Origin of the sequence: Microbacterium radiodurans (genome assembly GCF_008710705.1) — a bacterium.
In the GTDB taxonomy this organism is placed as follows: Bacteria; Actinomycetota; Actinomycetes; order Actinomycetales; family Microbacteriaceae; genus Microbacterium; species Microbacterium radiodurans.
The window spans coordinates 163,844-188,582 of record NZ_VYRZ01000001.1; the positions used below are offsets into that span (position 1 = coordinate 163,844).

The window sequence follows — 24,739 nt, forward strand, 5'->3', positions numbered from 1 at the left end:
AGTGCCGTCTCGCGATGAGGCCGCGGCTGCGGGATCGTCAGGCGTCGAGCGCGGCGATGACGTCGGCGGGTGCCGCCTGCATCGGGTGGGGGCCGGCGATGTCGAAGAAGACCGTCGTGATCTCGGCCTCGTGCGCACCGAGGAATGCGCGCAGGCCCGCGGGCGACTGCAGCGCGACGTGCGCCGGAAGCGCCTCGGGCTTGTTCGCCGCATCGCTGAACAGCAGCAGCGCGACGTCCCCCGTGTTGGGATCGCGGTAGGTCCAGATCTCGCCGACATCGCGGGGGTCGTCTTTCGCGCCCGGACGCATCAGCGGCACGACCGTCGGACCGTGGCGCAGCGCGAACGCCAGAGCGGCGATGTCCTGCGTCTGCAGCGCGTCGGCCAGCTGGGGGTTCCGGAAGTCGGGCACGCGGGGCGCGGGGCGCTTCTTTCCAGCCATCCCCCCAGCCTAGGCAAACGAAGGGGCCCTCTCGAACCCCCCATTGGGGACTGAGGGAATCGAGAGGGCCCATCGCTCACCGGAGATGGGGATCCGTCGTCACGTCACTGGGGGATTCGCGACATCACTGCTGGGACAGCGAGGGGGTTTCTCCGGGAGCTGACTCCAGGGTACGGCGGCACGCCACCGGTGTCGCCCCCCGAGAGGTGAGAAAAGTCTCACTCTGGGGGGCGTTCCGACGCGGGCTCTCAGCGCAGGACGAACTGGCGATCCTGGGGTGCGGCGAGGCCGCCGATCTCGACGGCGAGGTTGAAGTAGCCGGCGGGCGCGGCCGGACGATCGCCGTCGCAGGTGTCGACCGACGAGCGCGTGCGGTCCCACACGATCGGGGTCACGCTCGACACCGTCTGGCCTGGGTCGATCTGGACGACCTGGTCGCTCGACTCGCTCTGGCAGTCGGTCGAGCGCCACCAGACATCGGGACCGCTCGAGATCGTGAGCTTCTGGGTCGCCGTGCCGACGTTGAGCAGGCAGGCGCTGGCTCCGGAGTTCGTCAGCGAGATCGACAGCTGCGGGTTCTCGCCGCCGCCGTAGGCGTCCTTGTCCGTGACGGCCGACACCTGCACCGACCGGGCCGAGCACGGCTCGATCTCGGCGGCGGGCTCCTCCGGCGCGGGCGTCGCCGGGGCGTCGGCTGCGGCATCCGTCTCCGCCGCCGCCGGTGCGGATGCCGCCGGCGCCGAGGCCGTCGGCGTGGCCGCCGCATCGGGCTGCGACGGGGCGCCCCCGGCAGCCGCCGTGCTCTCCCACGGTCGCCAGATCGCGAGCACGATCGCAGCCACCACCACGAGCACGAGCAGCAGGAGCACGAGACGCCGACGCCGGTACACCGCGGGCGAGAGCCGGCGCGGTCGTGGGGTGTCGGTCATGCCCCCAGGGTAAGTCGCGGCATCCCCTGCGCCCCTCCGACGCGCTGCGAGAGGTCGACGCGCCGGATCGGTCGAGCCCCGGCGGCCCTCAGTCGCGGGATGGCGGGTCCGCCGGGCGGCGGTAGAGCACGACCTCGGTCGCGCGACGCACGCGCGTCCCGTGGCGCAGCGTGTAGACGGCGCCGGTCGCGCCGGCGGCGAACACGCGCGCGCCCGGTCGCTGCTGCACCTCGTCCCGCAGGCGCTGATCGAGCTCGCGCACCTCGCGGCGTAGGCCCGCCACCTCGTTCTCGAGCTCGAGGATGCGGGTGATGGCCGGCAGGCTGATGCCCTCGGCCGACATGCGGGCGACCTCGCGGAGCTGTCGGATGTGCCGCAGCGAGTACCGTCGCGATCCGCCCTGCGTCCGCCCGGGAACGACCAGGCCGAGCCGGTCGTACTGTCGCAGCGTCTGCGCATGCATGGCCGCCAGCTCTGCGGCCGCGGCGATGGCGAAGATCGGAGCGTCCTCGTCGATCTCTTCCTCAGGCATGACCGGTCACCTCCAGGTCGTGTCGCGAGCGGTGGATGCAGGAGAACTCACCGGTGCAGGACGGTTCCGCATGGATGGTCCTGCATCGGTGGGTTCTCCTGCCTTCGGGATGCCGCGGAGCGTCAGCCCCGCGCCTTGTTCATGAGGTCGGCGCGCGGGTTCTCGCGGGGCTCGAGCTCGGCGAAGCGCTCGAGCGCGGCCCGCGCGTCCTCGTCGAGATGCGCGGGCACGGCGACCTGGACCTCCGCGAGCAGGTCGCCGGTGCCCTTGGCGGTGGCGACGCCGCGCCCCTTGACGCGCAGCACGCGACCCGAGGGGGTACCGGGGGCGACACGGAGCTTGACCGGATCGCCGCCCAGGGTCGGGACCTCGATCGTCGCACCGAGCGCCGCCTCGGTGAAGGTCACCGGGACGACCACGCGCAGGTTCAGGCCGTCACGGGTGAACACCGGATGCGGCCGCACCGTCACCGACACGACGATGTCGCCGGACTCGCCGCCGTCGGGCGACGATCGCCCGCGTCCGCGGAGCCGGATCTTCTGGCCGTCGGCCACACCGGCGGGCACCTTGACCTTGAACGGCTTGCCGTCCTCGCCCTGCAGGGTGACGGTGTCGCCGCGCACGGCGGTCGCGAAATCCAGCGTGGTGCGAGCGGTGACGTCCGCCCCGCGCTGGGGCCCGCCGAAGCCCTGGAAGCCTCCGCTCGAGCGGCCGAAGCCGCCCGAGCCGAAGCGGCCGGATCGCCCGCCGCCACCCTGCTGATTGAACATCGCGAAGATGTCGTCGAAGTCCGCACCGCGCGCACCGGTGCCGCCCCGGCCCTGGTTGAACGCGCTGAAGACGTCCTCGAAGCCACCCGCGCCCTGGCCGCCCGCCGTGAACCGGGCGCTGCCCGAGCCCATCGCCCGGATCTGGTCGTACTCGGCGCGCTGCTCCGTGTCGGAGAGCACCGAGTACGCCTCGCTGATCTCCTTGAACTTCGCCTCGGCCGCCGGGTCTCCCTGCGTCGAGTCGGGGTGGTACTTCCGCGCGAGCTTGCGGTAGGCCTTCTTCAGATCCGCCTCGGAGATGTCCTTCGACACCCCGAGCACCTGGTAGAAGTCCTTATCGAACCAGTCCTGACTGGCCATGGTGTCTCCTATTCGGCCGGCACGGCGACGACGACCTTCGCGGGACGCAGTTCGATGCCGCCCAGGCGGTAGCCGACCTCGACGACCTCGAGGATCGTCGCCTCGGTGGTGCCGGGGGTCGGAGCCTGGAAGATCGCCTCGTGCTGCTGCGGGTCGAACGCATCGCCGGCGGCGCCGTACGTCTCGACGCCCAGACGCGACACCACGCCGCGGAGCTTGTCGGCGATCGCCGCGAGGGGCGAGCCCTCGACGAGGTCGCCGTGCTTCTCGGCGCGGTCGAGATCGTCGAGTACGGGCAGGAGGCCCTTGGCCACCGAGCCCTTGGCGCGCTCGATCTCGACTTCGCGCTGATCCTCGGTGCGCCGACGGTAGTTCGCGTACTCCGCCTGCACCCGCTTGAGATCGAGCAGCAGATCGTGCTCCTCGGCCGGGGCGTCGGCCACGGCCGCCTCGTCGGACTGGACCGATCCGAGGATGTCGTCGATGGTCAGCTCGTCGTCCGCGGGCGCGGTCTCCTCGTGCGCGTCGGGGTCGGACACCTGCGCGTCCGACCCCTCCTCGCCGAGGACCTCGTCGTCGCCGTGCGGCTCTTCGAAGTCCTTGTTCGCCATGGTTACTTCTTCTCGTCCTCGTCCTCGACGACCTCGGCGTCCACGACGTCCTCATCGGATGCCGCAGCGCCGGTGTCTCCGGTCGGTGCGTCGGTCGGTGCGCCCTGCGCCTGGTCGGCCTGACCCTGCGCGTAGATCGCCTCGCCGAGCTTGCCCTGCGACGCGTTCAGCTTGTCGAACGCGTTCTTCACGGCGTCGTCGTCCTCGCCCGCGAGCGCGGACTTCAGCGCGTCGACGTCGCCCTGGACCTCGGTCTTGACGTCCTCGGGCAGCTTGTCGGCGTTGTCGGCGATGAGCTTCTCGATCGAGTACGACAGGGTCTCGGCCTGGTTGCGGACCTCGGCGGCCTCACGGCGCTTCTTGTCCTCGGCCGCGTGCTCCTCGGCCTCGCGCACCATGCGCTCGATGTCGTCCTTCGGCAGCGACGAGCCGCCGGTGATCGTCATCGACTGCTCCTTGCCGGTGCCCTTGTCCTTCGCCGAGACGTGCACGATGCCGTTGGCGTCGATGTCGAAGGTGACCTCGACCTGCGGGATGCCGCGGGGCGCCGGCGCGATGCCGGTGAGCTCGAAGGTGCCGAGCGGCTTGTTGTCGCGGGTGAAGTCGCGCTCGCCCTGGAAGACCTGGATCGCGACCGACGGCTGGTTGTCGTCGGCGGTCGTGAAGGTCTCGCTGCGCTTGGTCGGGATGGCGGTGTTGCGCTCGATGAGCTTCGTCATGATGCCGCCCTTGGTCTCGATGCCGAGGCTCAGGGGGGTGACGTCGATGAGGAGGACGTCCTTGCGCTCGCCCTTGAGGACACCGGCCTGCAGGGCGGCGCCGACGGCGACGACCTCGTCCGGGTTCACCCCCTTGTTGGGCTCCTTGCCGGCTTCCTTCTTGACGAGCTCCGACACTGCGGGCATACGGGTGGAACCACCCACGAGCACGACGTGGTCGATGTCGCCGACCTTGATGCCCGCCTCGCGGATGACGTCCTCGAAGGGCTTCTTGGTGCGGTCGAGGAGATCCTTGGTCAGGTCCTCGAACTTCGCGCGCGACAGCGTCTCCGACAGCGAGACGGGGCCCGAGTCGGTGAGCGAGAGGTACGGCAGGTTGATCGATGCGGAGTTCGAGCTCGACAGCTCCTTCTTCGCCTGCTCGGCGGCCTCCTTGAGGCGCTGCAGCGCGATCTTGTCGCCCGAGACGTCGACGCCGGTCGTGTCCTTGAACTGCTTGATCAGGTACTCGACGATGCGCTGATCCCAGTCGTCGCCGCCGAGGCGGTTGTCGCCGGCGGTCGAGCGCACCTGGATGGTCGAGAAGTCGTCGTCCTTGCCCACCTCGAGCAGCGAGACGTCGAACGTTCCGCCACCGAGGTCGAAGACGAGGATGAGCTCGTCCTCCTTGCCCTTATCGAGGCCGTAGGCGAGGGCCGCGGCGGTGGGCTCGTTGATGATGCGCAGGACGTTGAGGCCGGAGATCTCACCGGCCTCCTTGGTGGCCTGACGCTCGGCGTCGTTGAAGTACGCGGGAACGGTGATGACGGCATCCGTCACGGTGTCGCCCAGGTACTGCTCGGCGTCGCGCTTGAGCTTCTGGAGGATGCGGGCCGAGATCTCCTGCGGCGTGTAGGCCTTGCCGTCGATCGCCTGGGTCTTCCAGTCGGTGCCCATGTGGCGCTTGACCGAGGTCAGCGTGCGGTCGACGTTCGTGACGGCCTGGCGCTTGGCGGTCTCGCCGACCAGCACCTCGCCGTCCTTCGTGAATGCGACGACCGAGGGGGTCGTGCGGAGCCCTTCGGCGTTGGCGATGACCTTGGGCTCGCCGCCCTCGAGGACGGCCACGACGGAGTTCGTCGTACCGAGGTCGATACCCACTGCTCGTGCCATGAGTTGTCTCCTTCTTCTGCGGTTCGGTGGTTCGGAAGTCTGCGGCGGCCCAACCTGAGCCGCGATGACTCAACGGTACTCCCGACCGCAGTGCGTGTCAAACGAAGTTGAGCCGCCTCATATCAAGTTTCCGGACGCCGCGTCGACGACAGCGCGCAGCGGGGCGTGGCGCCGCTCCGCTTGAGCGAAAGCTGAGAAAACCCGGGCTGACAACTCCGCCTACTCACAGCGGTGCGCTATATGTTGATCGCACCGATGACCGAACCCATTCACCCGAATCCGTCCGTCGCCGGTCCCACGCCCTCATCGGCGGGCCGACGCGCGGGTCGGCGTACCCCGCGCACGGCGGGAGGAGCATCATGAGTCGGTCGGTGGTCGTGATCGAGGACGACGACGACCTGCGGCGTCTTCTCACGCAGACGCTCGAGCAGGGCGGCTTCACGGTCAACGCGTACGCCGACGGCGCCGCGGGCGTCGATGCGGTGCGCCTGCTCCGCCCCGCGCTCACGACGGTCGACATCCGCCTCGGCGGGATCGACGGGTTCGAGGTGGTGCGCCGCATCCGCTCCTTCCACGACGGCTACATCCTCATGATCAGCGCGCTCGAGGACGAGACGGCCGCCGTCGAGGGATTCCGCAGCGGTGCCGACGACTACGTCCTGAAGCCCTGGCGCCCGTACGAGCTGCGCGCGCGCATCGACGCGCTCATGCGGCGACCCCGCAGCATTCGGCCGGCCTCCGGCGGCGAGAGCGCGTGGCTCGACGCCGGCGCGCTGCGTCTGCACGCGGGCTCGCGGCGCGCCGAGCTCGACGGCGCCGACCTCGATCTGACCCGGTCCGAGTTCGACGTGCTGCACGCCCTGATGCAGCGACCGGGCGATGTGCTCGAGAAGTCGTGGATCGCGCTCATGCTGCGCCGCCAGAACGGCACGCCCGGCGACCACATCAGCAGCCACGACCTCCACGCCGTCGAGGTGCACATGATGAACCTGCGCCGCAAGCTCGGCGACGACGGCCGCTCCGGCCGGTGGGTCGAGACGGTGCGCGGCGTCGGCTACCGCTTCGCCGGCCGCCCCGACTGACCGCCGCCGCACCCCCGCCGCCGCGCCGCGGCGCATGCCGGCGCCCTCCGGCTCCGGAACGTCTTGGACGGATACGCTGAGCGCGTCGCACCGATGCGGCGGCCGCCCCGGCGGCACCGACTGTTCACGGAGAGGCCCTAGCGTGCCCGGCATGTCACCCGAGACGAACCCCTCCGGCGGCGACGGCGCCTCGAGCGCCGACGCGCGCGGCGTCACTCCCCCGCCGACCGCGGCGGGGACGCAGGCCCTCGGGCGCATCGCGGACGTCCGCGACCAGAGCGGCGCCGAACGCCGCGTCCCCCGGAAGGCCGTCGTGTCGTGGGCGTTCTGGGATTGGGCGACCCAGCCGTTCAACTCCGTCCTGCTGACCTTCGTCTTCGCCTCGCTCTACCTCGTCTCGGACTGGTTCCTGCCCGCCGACGTCGCCGCCCTCGCCGACACCGATCCCGTCAAGGAACGGGCCATCGCCGACCTCGCGAGCGGCTACGGCGTCGTGTCGACGGCCGCCGGCATCCTGATCCTGCTCCTCGCGCCCGTGCTGGGTCAGACGGCCGACCGGTCAGGGCGCAAGAAGCGCTGGCTCGGGGTGTTCACGGTCATCCTCGCTCTCGCGCAGTTCGCCCTCTTCTTCGCCTACGCCGACCCCGCCTTCTTCTGGTACGGCGCGATCGTGCTCTCGCTCGGCGCCGTCGTGTCGGAGATCGCGGGCGTCAACTACAACGCGATGCTCGTCGAGGTCTCCACACCGCGCACGATCGGACGCGTGAGCGGCCTCGGCTGGGGGCTCGGCTACATCGGCGGCATCATCGCGCTCGCGATCGTCGTCGTGCTGACGTTCGCCGACTGGTTCGGCATGGACACCAGCGACGGCCTCGCCTACCGCCTGATCGCCGTCGGCTGCGGCGTCTGGACTCTCGTCTTCGCGATTCCGCTGCTGCTGAACGTCCCCGAGTCTCCGGCTCCGGTCGGGGTCGAGCGGGTCGGGTTCTTGGCCGGCTACGTGCACCTCGTGAAGGACATCGGACGCCTGTACCGCACGCAGCGCCCGACGTTCTGGTTCCTGCTCGCCAGCGCCGTCTACCGTGACGGGCTCGCCGGCGTCTTCGCCTTCGGCGGCGTGCTCGCCGCGCGCGCCTTCGGCTTCACGACGACCGAGGTCATGATCTTCGGCATCGCCGCGAACCTCGTCGCGGGGGCCTCGACGATCCTCGCCGGCCGGTTCGACGACCGGTTCGGCGCGCGCGCCGTCATCATCGCCACCCTGTCGGGACTGGTCGCCATCGCCCTGCTGCTGTTCGTGCTGCAGGATGCCGGATCCGCCGTCTTCTGGGTGGCCGGACTCATCCTGTCGGCGTGCGTCGGCCCCGCCCAGGCGGCGAGCCGGTCGCTGCTGGCCCGCGTGACGCCCGAGGGGATGCAGGGCGAGATCTTCGGCCTCTACGCCACGACCGGACGCGTCGCCAGCTTCCTCTCGCCCGCGATGTGGGCCCTGTTCATCGGCATCTTCGGCGCCATCATCTGGGGCGTGCTCGGAATCGCGGTCGTCCTCCTCGTCGGCCTGATCCTGCTGCTGTTCGTGCGCCTGCCGAAGCACCCCGGCGTGCGCTGAGCGAGCGTCAGACGGATGCCGCGGCGCGCCGCATCGGCACGTGCGGGATGTCGTCCTCCGAGAACTCCGGCCCGCTGATCTCGAACCCGAACCGGCCGTACCAGCCGGCGAGGTGCTTCTGGGCGTCGAGGTCGATCGCCGTGTCCGGCCAGCGCTCCTCCGCCCGCTCGACCGCTGCGCGCATCAGGTCGGCGGACAGGCCGCGCCCCCGCGCCTCGGCGGCCGTCGCCACGCGGCCGATGCGCGCAGCGCCCGACGCATCACGCAGCAGCCGGAGCGTCGCCAGCACGCGGCCGTCCGCCTCGATCCAGAACAGCTCGGTGTCGGGTTCGAGGTCGCGCCCGTCGAGCTCGGGATAGGCGGCGGCCTGCTCGACGACGAACACCGCCACCCGCAGCCAGAGGATCCGGTAGAGGGTGTCTGCGGAGATCTCGGACAAGCGCGAGCGGTGGAGCGACGGCATCCCCTCAGCCTAGGCGCGCGGGCTCAGCGCCTGAGCCGGCCGATCCACGGCAGGTGCAGCCCGCGCTCATTCGGCTCCTCGACCTCGAGGCCGTAATGGTCGCCGATGTTCTCGATGAACTGGGCGCGCTCGGCACGGGCGTAGGCGCGCCGCTCCCGCTGGAAGGCGAGAATCGTCGACCAGCACATCAGCAGCGCGACGATCGAGAACGGCAGGGCGATGAGGATGGCCGCCGTCTGCAAGGCGGTCAGTCCGCCCGCGAGCAGGAGCGCGCTCGCGAGGGCCGCCGTGAGGACGACGAAGAACGTCCGCACCCAGCGCGGCGGTTCGGGATTGCCGCCGGTGGCGATCATGCCCATCACGAGCGCTCCCGAGTCGGCCGAGGTGATGAAGAACACGGCGATGAGGATGATGGCGCCCACGGTCAGAACCCCGCCCGCCGGAAGACTCGCCAGGAGCTGGAAGAGCGCTCCCTGCAGATCGACGCCGCCGTCCGGCCCCTGCATGGACCCCGGCTGCTGCAGCTCCAGGAAAAGCGCCGAGCCACCCAGGACGGCGAACCAGAGGATCCCGATGAGAGTGGGCACGAGAATGACGCCGGCCACGAACTGACGGACGGTGCGTCCCTTGCTGACACGGGCGATGAAGATGCCGACGAAGGGCGCCCACGAGATCCACCAGCCCCAGTAGAACGAGGTCCAGGAGGCCTGCCACTCTTCGCCCGCGGCGCCCTGGAACGCGCTGGTGTTGAACGAGAGCCCGACGAAGTTCTGGATGTACCCGCCGATCGACTGCACCCACTCGCGCAGCAGGAATTCGGTCTGGCCGAAGAACAGGACGAACAGGAGCAGGAGGCCGGCGAGGATGAGGTTGAAATTCGACAGCCACTTCATGCCCTTGGTCACGCCCGACAGGACCGACAGCAGCACGAACACCGAGATCACCCCGATGAGGATGATCTCGGTCGCCTCGTTCAGCGCGGGCACGCCGATGAAGGCGAGCCCGGATCCCATCTGCGTGACGCCGAGCCCGAGCGAGGTCGCGACGCCGAAGAGGGTGCCGACGAGGGCGACGGCGTCGATGACGTTGCCCGCGGCGCCGCGGATGCGGTTGCCGAGCAGCGGCTCGAGCGCCCACCGGATGGAGATCGGGCGGCGGCGGCGGTGGATCGCGTAGGCAAGCGCGAGCCCGACGACGACGTAGATCGCCCACGCGTGCACGCCCCAGTGCAGATAGGTCTGGGTCAGGGCGCTCTGCGCGAGCTGCTCGGGCGTTCCCGTCACTCCCGGCCGCGGGTCGACGTAGTGGCTCAGCGGCTCGCTCACCCCGTAGAAGACGAGACCGATGCCCATACCTGCGGCGAACAGCAGCGAGAACCACGAGAGAGTCGAAAACTCCGGCTCGTCGTCGTCGCGGCCGAGCTTGATGTCACCGAAACGGCTGAAGCCGACATAGAGGGCGAACGCGACGAAGAAGGCCGCGATCAGGACGTAGTACCAGTTGAAGGAGTTGACGACCGTCGACTGCACCGTGTCGAAGAACGCCTCGGCAGGACCGGGGAAGATGATCGCGAATGCGCTGAAGCCGAGGATCAGGACGGCTGCGGGCCAGAACACCCAGGGAGCGATGGCACGGGCCTTGCCTGCGTTCGCGATGCGCTGCGCCGGGGGGAGGGTCTCTTCGGTACTCACGCACTCCAGGGTCGCAGGGTAGCCGCATACCGCCAAGTGCCCGAGCGCGCTTGCCTCGAGGCCGCGGAACAGGTAGGCGTCAGTCGCGGGGCCAGGCCTCGGCGAGTTTGTCGAGCAGGCGGGCGAGCTCGGCCCGCTCGATATCGGTGAAGCCGGTGAGGGCCGCGGCGAGGGCGGCGCGCCGCTCGCCGCGGACTCCGGAGGCGAACTTCTCCCCGGCTGCGGTGAGGGCGATGCGGGTGCGGCGCGCGTCGTCGGGGTCGGCTTCCCGCCGGGCGAGTTCGAGGTCGACGGCCTGCTGCACGAGGCGCGAGGCGCGGGGCTGATCGACCCCGATCGCCGCGCCGATCTCGCTGACGCTCAGCGGGTGGGATGCCGCGGCGAGCGCCTCGAGGAGGCGCAGCCGCGCGAGTCCGCCGCGGGGACCCGGTCCGCCGATGGCGTCGCCACCGCCGGGATGGTGGGGACGACCCGCCCCGTGGGCGTGGCCGGCGTGCGGACCGAAGCCGCCCCCGACGCGCCCGCCTCCGGACGCGGGGCCGAATGGTCCGCCGAACGGCGGGCCGGGCCGGCGCGGGCGGAGACGGGCGAGCGCGTCGGCGATCGCGTCGAGATCGGCGTCGTCTGGATGTGCCACAGATCGAGGATACATGCGACTTGACATGCATCGCGACCGCATGTCATGATGCATGCACATGCCCCGTGACATATATCCGGATCGGACCCGCCGATCCCTCGAAAGGAATCCCATGAACAACTCCGACATCACCCCCGATTCCTCGCCTGTCCGACCCGCCGACCGCGACCGCTCCCTGCGGTTCTGGCTGCGTGCGGCCGGTGCGGCGATGGCCGACGACCTGGCGCGCACCCTCGCCGACGACGGTCTCGACCGCCGCGACTGGATGGTCCTGAACGTCCTGACGGGCGAGAAGGACGCACCCGGACTGGCCGAGCGCATCCGCCGCGGCGGCAAGCGCGTCCGCGCTCTGGCCGCACGCGGCTGGGTGACCGAGGCCGACGGCGGCTGGACCGCCACCGAGCTCGGTCGCAGCGAGCGCGAGCGCATCGCCGCTCGGATCGCCGCCGTCCGCGGACGTGCCGCGGAAACGGTCGCCGCCGAGAACCTGGCCACCACGGTCGCGTCACTCGAGGCCATCGCCCGTGCCCACGGCTGGAACGAGAACACGGCACGCGAGGCCGGCCCGCGCGGACGGCACGGCTTCGGCCGCCGGTTCGGCTTCGGTCCCGGTTTCGGGCCCGGCCGCCGCTGCTCGGGCGACGAGCACGACGTGCGCCCCGACCACCAGGGTCGACCCCACCACTCCGGCGCTCACCCGCACGACCGCGGTGAGCACGGCGGACACCCGGGTCACCGCGGCGAGCGCGCGTTCGAGCGCGGCTTCACCGCCGGCTTCCGGGCCGGGCGCGACGTCGCCTGACCGCGGACAGGTCGCGAGCCGGTCGCGCAGCGCTCTGCGGGACCGGCTTTCGGCAGGGCATGTCCCAGAAGATGCTGTCTCAGCGCCCGCAGAACAGCAGAAAGTGGGACACGCCCCGCGAGAAGTGGGACACGCTCCCGCCTACCCGAACCCCGGTCAGGCGCCGCGCGAACCAGCGTCGAGGGTGCCGACGTCGGTGCGGTGGAAGTTCTGGAACGAACGGGATGCCGTCGGCCCCCGCTGCCCCTGATAGCGATTCCCGTAGGGCCCCGAACCGTAGGGGTTCTCAGCCTCGGACGACAGCCGGAAGAAGCAGAGCTGACCGATCTTCATGCCCGGCCACAGCTTGATCGGCAGCGTCGCGACGTTCGCGAGCTCGAGGGTCACGTGCCCCGAGAACCCCGGGTCGATGAAGCCGGCCGTCGAGTGGGTGATGAGACCCAGCCGACCGAGCGAGGACTTGCCCTCGAGGCGCGCGGCGACGTCGGACGGCAGCGTCACCTGCTCGAACGTCGAGCCGAGGGCGAACTCCCCGGGGTGCAGGATGAACGGCTCCGCCGGGTCGACCTCGATCAGGCGGGTGAGCTCGGGCTGGTCCTGCGCCGGATCGATGAACGGGTACTTGTGGTTGTCGAACAGCCGGAAGTACCGGTCGAGGCGCACATCGACGCTCGAGGGCTGCACCATCGCGGCATCCCACGGCTCCAGGCCGATCCGTCCTTCGTCGATTCCGGCACGGATGTCGCGATCACTCAGCAGCACGCCCTCAGCCTAGGGGCGCCGTCGTCTGCCGCGGCATCAATCGCGTCGGCAGGCGCACGTGCGTCGTGGGCGGCGTCTCGCCGCGCATGAGCGCGAGCAGCATCTGCGCCGCGGCTGCGCCGAGCCGCCCCATCGGCTGGCGCACCGTCGTCAGCGGCGTCACCAGGCGCGTCGCCTCGGGGATGTCGTCGAAGCCGATGACCGAGAGGTCGCGCGGCACACGCAGCCCGAGCTCGGCGGCCACCTGCAGGATCGCGATCGCCGAGACGTCGTTCGCCGCGAACACGGCGGTCGGCCGATGCTCGGACGACAGCATCTCGATCGCGACCTCGCGCACCGTCGCCTCGCGGTAGCGGCCGGCCCCGACGAAGGACGGGTCGAACGGGATGCCGGCATCCGCCAGCGCGCGGCGGTATCCGGCATCTCGAGCGATCGACGAGCGCAGGTCGGCGCGCCCCGAGATGTAGCCGATCCGGGTGTGTCCGAGCTCGATGAGGTAGGCCGTGGCCTCGCGGGCCCCGCCGAAGCTGTCGCTCTCGACGGTCGGCACGTCGGCCGTCGGCCCGGTGTGCGGATCGATCGCGACGAGCGGCACATCGGTCGCGGCGCTCACGACCGTGGGGGTGACCATGATGGCGCCGTCGATCAGCGTGCCGCTCAGACGCGAGAGCGAGCGGCGCTCCCAGCCGTCCTCGTCGCCGCGGGACCCGGCGTAGGCGAGCAGGTCGTAGCTGGTCTCGCGCAGCGCGTCGCCGACCCCCTTCAGGATCTCGGCGCTGAAGGGCTCGAAGTCCGCGACGAGCACACCGATCACGCCCGTCGAGCGCGCGCGCATGCTGCTCGCGATGAGGCTCGATTCGTATCCCAGCTCGGCGACCGCCGCCATCACCGCGTCGACGGTCTCGGTCGCCACCCCGTAGCGGCCGTTGACCGCCTTCGACACCGTCGAGACCGAGACGCCGGCCCGCGCGGCGACGTCGTGGATCGTCGGTCGCCGTGTCGCCATGGTCGCATGTTAGCCGCGATGGAAACCGTTTTCGAAAACGTTTGACACGCGTCGCGGCCGATTGAACACTTCTGCTGTCCGACAGCGGCTGCGCTCATCGGCAGATGTCCACTCAACGACGAGAGAAGGAATCACATGTCACGCACGATCACGGGCCGACGCAGAACCGCGGTCACCGCCGCCGTCCTGGCGGTGGGCGCCCTGGCTCTGACGTCCTGCAGTGGTGCCGGCGACGGGGGCGGCAGCGACGGCACGGTCGAGATGACCCTGTGGCAGAACTCCACGACCGGCGACGGCCAGCAGTTCTGGGAGGACGCGGTCGCCGCCTTCGAGGCCGAGAACGACAACGTCACGATCACGATGCAGTCCGTGCAGAACGAAGACCTGGACGGCAAGCTGCAGACCGCGCTGAACGCCGGCGATGCGCCCGACATCTTCCTGCAGCGCGGCGGCGGCAAGATGGCGGCGATGGTGCAGGCCGGACAGCTGATGGACCTCACGGACCTCATCGGCGACACCGCCCGCGAGGAGATCTCGGAAGGATCGTTCAAGGCCGAGACCTACGAGGACAAGGTGTGGGCGATGCCGCTGGCCGTGCTGCCCAGCGGCTTCTGGTACAGCTCCGACCTGTTCGACGAGGCGGGCGTCGCCGCCACCCCGACGACCGTCGATGAGCTCGGCGATGTGGTCGGTCAGCTGAAGGATGCCGGCATCGCCCCCGTGGCGCTCGGCGCGAAGGACGCGTGGCCCGCCGCCCACTGGTTCTACAACTTCGCTCTGCGCGAGTGCAGCGCCGCCACGATCGAGGAGACCGGCGACTCGAAGGACTTCGGCGACGCCTGCTGGCTGGCCTCGGCGGAGGACCTCGCCGACTTCGCCGCGCTGCAGCCCTTCAACGACGGGTATCTCACGACCTCGGCGCAGCAGGGCGCCGGCAGCAGCGCCGGCCTCATCGCGAACCACCAGGCCGGCATGGAGCTCATGGGCGCCTGGAACCCGGGCGTCATCGCGTCGCTCACGCCCGACGAGCAGCCGCTCCCGGATCTCGCCTGGTTCCCCTTCCCCGAGCTCTCCGGCGGCGAGGGAGAGCCCGGGTCGATGATGGGCGGCGTCGACGGCTACTCCTGCTCCGCGCAGGCGCCGAGGGAGTGCGCCGACTTCCTCAACTTCCTCGCGAGCGCCGAGCAGCAGGAGGCCTACTACCGCGCGTTCAGCGCTCCGCCGGTGAACACGGCGGCGCAGAGCGCGGTCGAGGAGGAGTACCTGCAGCAGGTGCTCGCGGCCTACAACGAGGCGCCCTTCGTGACGCAGTGGCTCGACACCGTCCTGGGCCAGAACGTCGGCAACGCCCTGAACGTCGCCGTCGTCGACCTGCTCGCCGGCAAGAGCACGCCGGAGCAGATGATCCAGTCGGTCTCCGACGCGGCGAAGAAGGGCTGATCCACGCCATGACGGTCAGCGAGACAGCCGTGGCGGAGACGGCCACCGGCACGGAGCTCGCGGTGCGGGGCGGGGGTGCGCAGACGGCGCCCCCGCCCTCGCGGCGCCGCCGCCGTGGCGACTGGTCGGAGCGGCTCGAGATCGCGGTGCTGATCGGGCCCGCGCTGATCATGTTCCTCGGATTCGTGATCTTCCCCGTCGCGATGGCGGCCTACTACGGCTTCTTCCGCTGGCAGGGCTACGGAGCTCCGAGCGAACTCGTCGGCCTGCAGAACTACGTCACGATCCTCACCGATCCGACGTTCGTCGAAGCGCTCGGGCACAACGCGGTCATCGTGGTCGCGTCGCTCGTGCTGCAGGGACCGGTCGCCGTCCTGCTCGCGCTGCTGCTGAACCGGCGCATGCGCGGCCAGTCGCTCATCCGAGTGCTCATCTTCGTGCCGTACGTGATCGCCGAGGTGGTCGTCGGCACCGGCTTCGGCCTCATGCTCCAGACGCAGGGCGCGCTCAACGGCGCGCTGGAACAGCTCGGGCTGGGCGCCCTGACGCGCGACTGGATCGCCGACCCGTCCATCGCGATCTGGACGCTCATGGGCATCCTCACGTGGAAGTACGTCGGGTTCGCCGTGATCCTCTTCCTGGCCGGGCTCCAGGGCATCCCCGAGGAGCTCTATGAGGCGGCCGCACTCGACGGTGCGGGGTACTGGCAGACGCACTGGCGCATCACGCTGCCCCTTCTCGCGCCGACGCTGCGGATCTGGGCGTTCCTGTCGATCATCGGGGCGCTGCAGCTGTTCGATCTCGTCTACATCATCTGGGGGCAGTACGTCGCCTCGACGGCCGGCACCTCGACCATGGCGACCTACATGGTCGTCAACGGCCGGAACGCCGGCAGCTACGGGTTCGGCAACGCCGTCGCCGTCGTGATCTTCGTCATCTCGCTCGTCGTCGCGATCGTCTACCAGCGCTACGTCCTGCGCCGCGACACGGCGGGGGCCATCACCGAAGGGAAGCCGCAGCGATGACCGCGCTCACCTCACCCACCACCCGCGCGATCGTCGCGCCGCCCGTCCGGGCCAGACGAGGACGTCCCGGCCGCACCCGCGAGCGCCTGCCCTGGGGGAGCCCCGTCGTCTACTTCGTCGCGCTCGTCGTCATCGCGCTGATGCTCGCGCCGGTGCTCTACATCATCATCGGCGGCTTCCGCAGCAACGCGCAGATCACCGTCGACCCCGCCGGCTGGCCCGATCCCTGGAACATCGAGAACTATCTCACCGTGCTGACCGGCCCGCAGTTCTGGCGTCAGGTGCTCAACTCCACGATCGCGGCGGTCGCGACGACGGCCGGCGCCGTGGTCCTCGGCCTCATGGCGAGCTACGTCATCGCGCGCTACCGCTTCCGCGGCCGCGGCGCCCTCTACGCGGTGTTCGCCTCCGGGCTCATGTTCCCGATCACCGTCGCGATCACGCCGCTGTACATCGTCATCCGCGACCTCGGGCTCATGAACTCGCTGGGGGGCATCATCCTGCCCCAGATCGCCTTCGCACTGCCGATGACGATCATCATCCTGGTGCCGTTCCTGCGCGCCATCCCCGACGAGATCCAGGAGGCGGCCTTCATCGACGGATGCGGCCGACTGTCGTTCTTCTGGCGGATGGTGCTGCCCCTGTCGATCCCCGGGGTCATCACGGTCGGCATCCTGGCCTTCATCGGGAGCTGGAACAGCTACCTGCTACCGCTGTTCATCCTGAACAACGAGGCGGCGTACACGCTGCCGCTGGGCGTGCAGGCCTTCTCGTCGCAGTACTCCGTCGACACGGCCAAGGTGCTCGCCTTCACCTCGCTCTCGATGCTTCCCGCCCTGGCGTTCTTCAGCCTGTTCGAGCGCCGCATCGTCGGCGGTCTCACGGGCGCCGTCAAGGGCTGACCCCACCACAGAAAGCACCGCACGTGACCCTCACCGACACCTCCGTCTCGACCGGCACCGTCTCGACACGCGTCGCCGACCTCGTCTCACGCATGACCCTCGACGAGAAGCTCGCGCAGCTCGTCGGCTTCTGGGTCGATCAGGGCGACGAGGTCGTCGCGCCGATGGCCGGCGAGATGGCGTCCTCGTCCGTATACGCCGACGCAACCGTGCACGGCCTCGGTCAGCTGACCCGGGTCTACGGCACGCGTCCCGTCGATCCGATCGAGCGCGCCGCGTGGCTGTGGAACGAGCAGCGTCGGCTCGTGCGCGAGACGCGCCTCGGCATCCCGGCGCTCGTCCACGAGGAGTGCCTGACCGGGCTCGCCGCATGGCAGGCGGCCACCTTCCCGACGCCGTTGGCGTGGGGCGCGGCGTTCGATCCCGGGCTCGTCGAGCGCATGGGCACGCTGATCGGCGAGTCGATGCGGGCGCTCGGCGTGCACCAGGGCCTCGCCCCCGTCCTCGACGTGATCCGCGATCCGCGCTGGGGGCGCGTCGACGAGTGCATCGCCGAGGACCCCTACGTCGTCGGAGTGCTCGGCACCGCGTACGTGCGCGGACTGCAGAGCACGGGCGTCCACGCGACGCTCAAGCACTTCGTCGGCTACTCCGCATCGCAGGCGGGCCGCAACCACGCGCCCGTGCACGCCGGGCCGCGCGAGATCGCCGACGTCTTCCTGCCGCCGTTCGAGATGGCCGTCCGCGACGGCGGCGCCCGGTCGGTCATGAACTCGTACGCCGAGATCGACGGGATGCCGGTGGCCGCGACGCCCGCGTACCTCACCGGCATCCTGCGCGATGAGTGGGGGTTCGACGGCACGGTCGTCTCGGACTACTTCTCGGTCGCCTTCCTCGAGACGATGCACGCGGTCGCGCGCGACCGGGGCGAGGCGGCGCAGCTCGCGCTCGAGGCGGGCATCGACGTCGAACTGCCGACCGGCGACGCGTTCGGCGCACCGCTGGCCGCGCGGGTGCGCGCCGGGCTCCTCGACGAGGAGATCGTCGACCGGGCGGTGCAGCGCGTGCTGACGCAGAAGGAGGAGCTCGGCCTTCTCGATGCGACGTTCGACGACCCGCCGTCGTCGATCGATCTCGATTCCGCCGCTCACCGCGCCGTCGCCCGGCGACTGGCCGAGGAGTCGGTGGTGCTGCTGAGCAACGACGGCGTGCTACCGCTCACGTCGCCGAGCCGGGTCGCGGTGATCGGGCCGAACGCCGACAGCGCCGAGGCGCTGCTGGGCTGCTACTCGTTCGTCAACCACGTGCTCGCGCACCACCCCGAGACGCCGATGGGGCTCGACATCCCCACGCTTGCGGCATCCCTCGTCGACGAGCTGCCGGATGCCGCGGTCACGGTCGTCCGCGGGTGCGAGGTCGAGGGCGAGGACCGGAGCGGCTTCGCGGAGGCCGAATCTGCCGCGAGGGCGGCCGACGTCGTGATCGTGGCGGTCGGCGATCGCGCCGGACTGTTCGGTCGGGGCACCGTCGGCGAGGGCAACGACGTGCTCTCGCTGGAGCTGCCCGGGGTGCAGCGCGAGCTCGTCGAGCGACTGGTCGCCACGGGGGCTCCGGTCGTGCTGGTCGTGCTGTCGGGTCGGCCGTACGCGATCGACTGGGCACTCAGCGGAGAGTCCGCCGTCGCGGCCGCCGCGCAGGCGTTCTTCCCGGGTGAGGAGGGCGGGCGTGCGATCGCAGCGGTTCTCTCCGGCACCGTGTCGCCGTCCGGGCGTCTTCCCGTCTCGCTCCCCCGGTCGGCGGGCGCGCAGCCGTTCACCTACCTGCACCCGATCCTCGGCGGCCCGAACGACATCACGAGCGCCGACAGCACCCCCGCGCTGCCGTTCGGGCACGGACTGACGTACACGTCCTTCGCGCGAGAGGGCCTGCGGGTCGCTCGCGAGGTTGCGGCCGGCGGCGCGTTCACGGCGACGGTGCGGGTGCGGAACACCGGGTGGCGCGCGGGGACCGACCTCGTCCAGCTCTACGCCCGCGACGTGCACGGCAGCGTCACGCGACCCGTCGCGCAGCTGCTGGGCTTCGTCCGCGTCGAACTCGGGGCGGGTGATGAGGCGACCGTGGACTTCGACGTGCCGACCGCGCGCCTGGCGTTCACCGGGCGGGACGGAGAGCGCATCGTGGAGCCGGGAACCGTCGAGCTGTGGGTCGGCCCGTCATGCGCGGAACGCGAGACCGAGGCCGTCGTCGAGATCGTCGGCGACCTGCACCGCGTGACGGCCGCGGACGAACGCCTCGTCCGATCGACCGTCGTGCAACGTCGGCAAGCGGATGCGGCGGCGCCGTCCGACCGATAGGTTTCGGCGCATGTACAACGACTACTCGGGACCGGCCGCCGCCTTCGGCATCGGCTTCGTCATCATCGCCGCCGTCGTCTACCTCGGCACGATCGCCCTCATCCTGTGGGTCAGCTACCTGCTGATGCGCACGGCGGTGAAGAACGGGATGCTGCTGGCCCTCCGCGAGAGCGGCCAGCAGTTCCCTCCGGGCGGATACGGCGGTCCACGCCCCGCGGCACCCCCGTATCCGCCGCAGATGCCGCCGTCTTCCGGTGGGGTAAGCTGACCGGGCGCCTTCGGGCGCACGGGGCTGTAGTTCAATGGCAGAACATCTGCTTCCCAAGCAGATAGCGCGGGTTCGATTCCCGTCAGCCCCTCGCATGTGACCTCATTCGGCAGAGGACGAAGGTGACACGTGGCCGACCTGCAACCGCCACCCGAGGACATTCCGGGGAACGAGTTCGAGGTGATCCCGCCCGCGCTGGCGGAGCGCATCGCCCGGCGCGGCGCCGGGGCCACCATCTACGACATCGCCGAGCTGGCCAACGTCAATCCGTCCACCGTCTCCCGAGCTCTCACCAAACCCGGTCGCATGAGCCAGAAGACCGAAGCCCGCGTGCGAGCGGCGGCCGAACGACTGGATTTCCGCTTCAACACGGCCGCTCGCGCCCTCCCCACCGGTCGCAGTCACATGCTGGCCGTCGTGGTGTCCGACATCACCAACCCCATGATCTTCGGCATCCTCCGCGGCGCGGAACAGGCAGCGGCGGCCGCGGGCTACGCCTTGGTCATCGCCGAATCACAGGAGTCGGGTCTCGCGGAAGCCGAGGCGATCCAGCGCCTCATACCGAGTGTGGACGGCTTCGTCCTCGCGACGACGCGGCTGTCGGATCTGCGCATCCGCGACATCGCCAGTCGACGACCGGTGGTGCTGATCAATCGAGACGTCGAGCACGTTCCCGGCATCCTCCCCGACGTACGCACGGGGGTCGATCAGTTGATGGACCATCTTCTCGGCGCCGGGCACCGCACCATCGCGTACCTCTCCGGGCCCACGTCCTCGTGGATCAGCCGTCGACGGTGGGAGCGCATCGTGGAGCGCGCGGTCGACGCCGGTGTCGCAGCCGTGGAGATCGGGCCCAATGCCCCCACCGTCGACGGAGGATCGGAGGCCGTCGACCGCGTCCGAGCCGCGAGGTCCACGGCCGTCATCGCGTTCAACGATCTCATGGCGATCGGTCTCATGCGTGCCGCCGCGGCTGCGGGCATATCCGTGCCCGGAGAGATGAGCGTCGCCGGCTTCGACGACATCTTCGGCAGCGAGTTCATCGTTCCGGCCCTCACGACCGTACGATCCGACCTCGCGCGGGCGGGGGAGCGGTCCGTCGAGCAGCTGCTCGGCGTCCTGGGCGTGGGTGAGGAATCGACACCGCTGAGCGAGCTTCTCGAGACGAGCCTCATCGTCCGCGGCTCGACCGCGCCGCTCGCGTGAGCGAGCCCGCATCCGCCTCAACGAACGCCGCGCACCATTGCCGCGATGACGCCGGATCCCCCGGCCAGAAGCACCGCCGCCGTCACGTACAGTGCGGCGAAGTTCCCGGACGGCGGCCCGCCGGGCAGCGACAGCAGCAGCGGACCCACGAGAGGCGCCAGCACGCTCGGCACCCTTTGCGAGAACATCATGATCGCCATGTAGCGCCCCGCCTGGGTATCTCGGTCGGGAAGCACATCCAGTCCGATCGCTGCACCGACCGACGTGAGTGTGGCGACGCCCAGCGACATGAGGAAGCTGCCGGCCAGAAGCACGGGGAGGCTCCACGCGGTCGCAGCGATCGCGCACCCGGTGGCGGCGACCGCCCCGCCGACGATCACGAAGGGACGACGCCGACCCGTTCGGTCCGACAGCCACCCGGCACCGAGTGAGCCGCAACCGAGACTGACGATGCTGAGCATCGACGTGACGGCCAGGATCCCGGCGACGTCGGGGATCTCCAGACCCAACCGCTGAGCGTAGAAGAACGTCGAATAACTCGTCGTGAGCGTCAGCCCGCTGAACACGATGAACCTTCCCGCCCACAGCCATGCGAAATCCGGCGCCTGGCGCGGACGGAAGCCGTAGCTGCGCACCACCCCCAGCACGGACAATCGCGTCGGCGGACGAGCCCGCCCGCTCGAGGGCTCGCTCACGAGGATCGCGAAGGTCAGCAGGCTCACGGCACCCACGGCGGCCGGAAGGGCGAAGAGGAGTGTCGTGTCGTGCGCGACCGATCCGACGAGCAGGATGCCGAACACGGGCGCGAGCTGCATCGTCAGACTCGTCAGGCCGCTCACTCTTCCCCGCTGACTCGAGGGGAGCCGGTCGGCTTGGAGATTCCGCACGGACGATGCCGCGGTTGCGAACCCGAGGGAGCACACCACCCATCCCGCGCAGAGCGTCAGGACGTCCTCCGCCAGCACGAGCACGGGAACCCCGGAAAGACCGAGCGCGACTCCGACGACGGTAAACGGTCGCCTCTTCCCCCACCTCGTGCGGGTTCGGTCGCTCAGCAATCCGCCGATCGGACTGGTGACGAGCGCAGTCGCCGCGCTGACAGCGATGACCACGCCGAGCAGCTCTGGGCGCCCGGGTGCCAGCTGGTCGATGCGCAACGCCAGCGAGAACGCCATGGGCACCAGGGTGGCGACGGCACCGCCGAAGGTGCCGAGGACGATGAGGAGGATGGTCCGGGCGTCGACGGGCCGACCGGGTGCGGGTTCGTCGCCCGATGACCCGTGTTCCATCTGCCCCACGCTAGGCTGGGCCTCGATACGTGTCAACCGGTTGCCACTCTGAGACAGGAAGTCATTGTGATCTCGATCGTCGCCTCGGGTCATCCGACTCTCATCGATTCTCCGCCCGTGTCCTGGGCCCTCGGAAGACTCCGATCGGCCGCAGCCGAGTCGCCTGGTCACGAAACGGGCGGGTCGATCCACCTGATCCTCGGGTCATCCGATGCCACGGCGGCGTCACCCCCACCCGATCGCGACGACCCGCGTCTCGAGTCCTACGCGCTGCGTACCGACGACATCGGCTCCGACCCACGCATCCGGATAACAGCCGGAGGCGACCGCGGCTTCGTCTACGCCATCACGGAAATCGCCGAGCGCTTGCGAGCATCCGGACCGGACGCGTTGCGCGGATGGGGCGAACAGGAGTCTCCGGCCGCCTCCCTCCGCGGCATCCAACGCAATTTCTCGAGCGTCCACGAGGACTCGCCCTGGTTCCACGACCGCGACTTCTGGGGCGCCTACCTCGATCACCTCGCCACTCAGCGATTCAACCGCTTCCAGCTCGCGCTCGGCATGCAGTACAACTACGGAACCGGCTGGGAGAGCCGCACCGTGTCGGACAACTACCTGGTCTTCGCCTACCCATTCCTCGTGAGCGCGCCCGGGTACGACGTCTCAGCCGACGGCGTCGCGGCGGAGGAACGAGATCGGAACCTCGCGTCCCTGAGATTCATCGCATCCGAGACGCGTCGCAGAGGAATGAGCTTCCAACTCGGGCTGTGGAATCACGCCTACACGTTCGGTGCCGACTCACCGGAGTGGTACCCGATCCGCGGACTGGACGCCGACAGTCACGCGGCCTACTGCGCGGCGGCCCTTGCCGAACTGTTGCGATCCGTGCCGGAGATCGACGGTCTGACTCTGCGCGTGCATCACGAGGGCGGCATCCCCGAGCGCGGCCGCGAGGCGTTCTGGGGCGGACTCTTCGAAGCGGCCTCCCGGGTGGGACGCCCGCTGGAGATCGACATGCACGCGAAGGGAGTCGATCCCGCTCTGATCAGGGCGGCGATGCGGCCGAATCTCCGTCCTGTCATCTCCGCGAAGTATCTGGCCGAGCACATGGGCCTTCCGTACCACCAGACCTCGATCCGCACTCGGGAGCAGTCGCCCGTGCGGTTCGCCGGGCAGGACGCCTCGGTCACGGGCGTCACCGACGGCCCTCGGCGCTTCACCCGCTACGGGTTCGCCGACTACCTCTCAGAAGACCGCGTGACCGACGTCGCCTTCCGCATGTGGCCGGGTACGCAGAAGCTCCTCCTCTGGGGAGACCCCGCGTTCGCAGCCGGCTACGCCCGATCTGCCACCATCGGCGGCGCGCAAGGGCTCGAGTACTGCGAGCCGCTCACGTTCAAGGGCCGGCGGGGCAGCGGCCGCCCCGGACGTCGGGATCCGTACGAGGATCGGACGCTTCGGCTCGGCCTCGCCGATTGGACCAAGTACCGCTACACCTACGTGCTGTGGGGACGGCTCCTCTACAACCCCGATACCGACCCCGAGGTCTGGCAGCGCGTGCTCCGCGCCGATCACGGCGAGGCCGCAGCGGACGTCGAGGCTGCGCTGGCAGCATTGAGCCGGGTGCTGCCGCTGGTCGCGCACGTGCACGGTGTCAGCGCAGCGAACAACTTCTACTCACCCGAGCTGTATGTCGATCTCCCGATATCGGACGCGATCCCATGCCGCCATTACGCGTGGGACACCGGGACGCCGCGAACATGGGAGGGGGTGAGCACCTTCGATCCCACCCTCTTCTCCAGCGTCGGCGAGTTCGTGGACGATGCACTCCACGGAACCCCGACCGCCCGATACACGCCGCTCGAGGTCGCGCGATGGTTGGAAGAGCTGTCCCGACGCGGCCGGCACCACCTTCGCGAAGCCGAGCGATCCGCCGACCCGGAGAGTCCGCAGACCCGGCGGACGATCATCGACCTGGAGATCCTCGCCGACCTCGGAGAGTTCTTCGCGGGAAAGTTCCGCGCTGCGGTCGAGTACGCCGTGTACCGCCGGTCCGGTGACGGCCGCGCCCTGGCCGCCTGCGTCTCCACCCTGGCAACCGCGCACTCCGCGTACGCGCGGGTCGCCGCGACCGCCGAGGGCGTGTACCGCTCGGATCTCGCCTTCGGAGTCGGCCGGTCGGACCGCGGCGCGTGGTCCGACCGACTCGACGCGATGCGGGCCGACCTCGCCGCGCTCCGCGACGAACTGGCGCGGGCTGACGAGCCTCCCGGCGCGACCGCCCGACCCGCCTTCGTCGGACGGAGTGACCGCTGGATCGCGGCTGCCCATCTGGACGCACCCGAGACGTTCGTTCGTGGCGCCGGGATGCCTGTCACCCTCCGCACTGACGAGGAGTTCACCCGCGTGGTTCTGCATTTCCGTCACCTCGATCAGTCAGAGTCCTGGCGGAAAGCGATGATGGCGCGGAGCCCCGAGGGCTGGGTCGCGGAGATCCCAGGGGAGTACACGATGTCGTCCTCGAGTCTCACCTTCTTCGCTGAGGTCTCCCGCGAAGGGTCGGATCCGGTGTTCGTCCCCGCGCTGGACGCGGCGCTCGCGAATCAGCCGTACCTCGTGAGATCCAGCGATCCATCACGCCGTCAGTGACCATCGTGGAGAATCGGCCTCGGCCCCGCACGAGCGTCG

At 70.1% G+C, this 24,739-nt stretch carries 22 protein-coding genes and 1 tRNA gene; 11 read left to right on the forward strand and 12 right to left on the reverse strand.

Translation table 11 applies throughout. From position 1 onward, the window contains the following. Positions 1-37 precede the first annotated feature (37 nt). The 6 genes from F6B42_RS00815 to dnaK form a co-directional block, all read right to left on the reverse strand. Positions 38-442 carry a dehydrogenase gene (locus F6B42_RS00815; protein ID WP_150417700.1) on the reverse strand — a complete coding sequence of 135 codons (405 nt, stop codon included), beginning with the start codon at positions 440-442 and terminating at the stop codon, positions 38-40. A gap of 248 nt (positions 443-690) precedes the next feature. Then, a complete protein-coding gene (locus tag F6B42_RS00820; protein ID WP_191089226.1) occupies positions 691-1,371 on the reverse strand; it encodes a hypothetical protein in 681 nt (226 codons plus the stop codon). 88 nt (positions 1,372-1,459) lie between these two features. Further along, on the reverse strand, positions 1,460-1,903 hold the full coding sequence (locus F6B42_RS00825; protein ID WP_150417701.1) for a heat shock protein transcriptional repressor HspR: 444 nt from the start codon (positions 1,901-1,903) through the stop codon (positions 1,460-1,462). 122 nt (positions 1,904-2,025) lie between these two features. After that, a complete protein-coding gene (locus F6B42_RS00830) occupies positions 2,026-3,033 on the reverse strand; it encodes a DnaJ C-terminal domain-containing protein (RefSeq protein ID WP_150417702.1) in 1,008 nt (335 codons plus the stop codon). An 8-nt stretch (positions 3,034-3,041) separates the two neighbouring features. Then, entirely contained in the window at positions 3,042-3,644 is a 603-nt protein-coding gene (locus F6B42_RS00835; protein WP_150417703.1) for a nucleotide exchange factor GrpE, read from the reverse strand. Positions 3,645-3,646: 2 nt separating this feature from the next. Continuing rightward, positions 3,647-5,515 carry a molecular chaperone DnaK gene (dnaK, locus tag F6B42_RS00840; RefSeq protein WP_150417704.1) on the reverse strand — a complete coding sequence of 623 codons (1,869 nt, stop codon included), beginning with the start codon at positions 5,513-5,515 and terminating at the stop codon, positions 3,647-3,649. Between the two features lie 359 nt (positions 5,516-5,874). Between dnaK and F6B42_RS00845 the strand changes: the two genes are divergently transcribed. Continuing rightward, positions 5,875-6,597 (forward strand): response regulator transcription factor, encoded by a 723-nt coding sequence (locus F6B42_RS00845; protein WP_150417705.1) that lies wholly within the window; start codon positions 5,875-5,877, stop codon positions 6,595-6,597. Positions 6,598-6,748: 151 nt separating this feature from the next. Continuing rightward, complete coding sequence (locus tag F6B42_RS00850; RefSeq protein ID WP_150417706.1) at positions 6,749-8,206, forward strand: MFS transporter; 1,458 nt, start codon at positions 6,749-6,751, stop codon at positions 8,204-8,206. Positions 8,207-8,213: 7 nt separating this feature from the next. Here the strand turns inward: F6B42_RS00850 and F6B42_RS00855 are convergent, their stop codons facing one another. The 3 genes from F6B42_RS00855 to F6B42_RS14900 form a co-directional block, all read right to left on the reverse strand. After that, positions 8,214-8,669, reverse strand: coding sequence for a GNAT family N-acetyltransferase (locus F6B42_RS00855; RefSeq protein ID WP_150417707.1), 456 nt, complete (start codon positions 8,667-8,669; stop codon positions 8,214-8,216). 23 nt (positions 8,670-8,692) lie between these two features. Further along, a complete protein-coding gene (locus F6B42_RS00860; protein ID WP_396652448.1) occupies positions 8,693-10,324 on the reverse strand; it encodes a BCCT family transporter in 1,632 nt (543 codons plus the stop codon). Between the two features lie 115 nt (positions 10,325-10,439). After that, the gene (locus F6B42_RS14900; RefSeq protein WP_223878269.1) at positions 10,440-10,997 is read right to left on the reverse strand and encodes a MarR family winged helix-turn-helix transcriptional regulator; all 558 of its coding nucleotides are present in this window, start codon (positions 10,995-10,997) and stop codon (positions 10,440-10,442) included. Positions 10,998-11,109: 112 nt separating this feature from the next. Here F6B42_RS14900 and F6B42_RS00870 point away from each other — a divergent pair, with 112 nt between their 5' ends. Further along, positions 11,110-11,799 (forward strand): hypothetical protein, encoded by a 690-nt coding sequence (locus F6B42_RS00870; protein ID WP_150417709.1) that lies wholly within the window; start codon positions 11,110-11,112, stop codon positions 11,797-11,799. Positions 11,800-11,955: 156 nt separating this feature from the next. Here the strand turns inward: F6B42_RS00870 and dcd are convergent, their stop codons facing one another. Beyond that, positions 11,956-12,561, reverse strand: coding sequence for a dCTP deaminase (dcd, locus tag F6B42_RS00875; protein ID WP_150417710.1), 606 nt, complete (start codon positions 12,559-12,561; stop codon positions 11,956-11,958). 4 nt (positions 12,562-12,565) lie between these two features. After that, positions 12,566-13,567, reverse strand: coding sequence for a LacI family DNA-binding transcriptional regulator (locus tag F6B42_RS00880; RefSeq protein WP_150417711.1), 1,002 nt, complete (start codon positions 13,565-13,567; stop codon positions 12,566-12,568). Between the two features lie 135 nt (positions 13,568-13,702). On the opposite strand from F6B42_RS00880, the gene F6B42_RS00885 reads away from it, so the two are divergent. The 7 genes from F6B42_RS00885 to F6B42_RS00915 all read left to right on the forward strand — a co-directional run bounded on the left by F6B42_RS00885 (position 13,703) and on the right by F6B42_RS00915 (position 20,762). Then, complete coding sequence (locus F6B42_RS00885) at positions 13,703-15,007, forward strand: ABC transporter substrate-binding protein (RefSeq protein ID WP_150417712.1); 1,305 nt, start codon at positions 13,703-13,705, stop codon at positions 15,005-15,007. An 8-nt stretch (positions 15,008-15,015) separates the two neighbouring features. Further along, entirely contained in the window at positions 15,016-16,032 is a 1,017-nt protein-coding gene (locus F6B42_RS00890; RefSeq protein ID WP_150417713.1) for a carbohydrate ABC transporter permease, read from the forward strand. Beyond that, positions 16,029-16,934 (forward strand): carbohydrate ABC transporter permease, encoded by a 906-nt coding sequence (locus F6B42_RS00895; RefSeq protein ID WP_150417714.1) that lies wholly within the window; start codon positions 16,029-16,031, stop codon positions 16,932-16,934. Before F6B42_RS00890 ends, F6B42_RS00895 begins: the two co-directional genes overlap by 4 nt. A gap of 23 nt (positions 16,935-16,957) precedes the next feature. Further along, the gene (locus F6B42_RS00900) at positions 16,958-19,288 is read left to right on the forward strand and encodes a beta-xylosidase/alpha-l-arabinosidase (RefSeq protein ID WP_449560142.1); all 2,331 of its coding nucleotides are present in this window, start codon (positions 16,958-16,960) and stop codon (positions 19,286-19,288) included. A gap of 10 nt (positions 19,289-19,298) precedes the next feature. Then, on the forward strand, positions 19,299-19,556 hold the full coding sequence (locus F6B42_RS00905) for a hypothetical protein (protein WP_150417715.1): 258 nt from the start codon (positions 19,299-19,301) through the stop codon (positions 19,554-19,556). 20 nt (positions 19,557-19,576) lie between these two features. After that, positions 19,577-19,647: transfer RNA gene (locus F6B42_RS00910), tRNA-Gly, on the forward strand. Between the two features lie 38 nt (positions 19,648-19,685). Continuing rightward, positions 19,686-20,762, forward strand: coding sequence for a LacI family DNA-binding transcriptional regulator (locus F6B42_RS00915; protein WP_150417716.1), 1,077 nt, complete (start codon positions 19,686-19,688; stop codon positions 20,760-20,762). A gap of 17 nt (positions 20,763-20,779) precedes the next feature. Here F6B42_RS00915 and F6B42_RS00920 read toward each other — a convergent pair whose 3' ends face one another. Then, positions 20,780-22,051 (reverse strand): MFS transporter, encoded by a 1,272-nt coding sequence (locus tag F6B42_RS00920; RefSeq protein ID WP_191089227.1) that lies wholly within the window; start codon positions 22,049-22,051, stop codon positions 20,780-20,782. 117 nt (positions 22,052-22,168) lie between these two features. Here F6B42_RS00920 and F6B42_RS00925 point away from each other — a divergent pair, with 117 nt between their 5' ends. Further along, positions 22,169-24,700 (forward strand): serine/threonine-protein kinase, encoded by a 2,532-nt coding sequence (locus tag F6B42_RS00925; protein ID WP_150417718.1) that lies wholly within the window; start codon positions 22,169-22,171, stop codon positions 24,698-24,700. Positions 24,701-24,739: the final 39 nt, after the last annotated feature.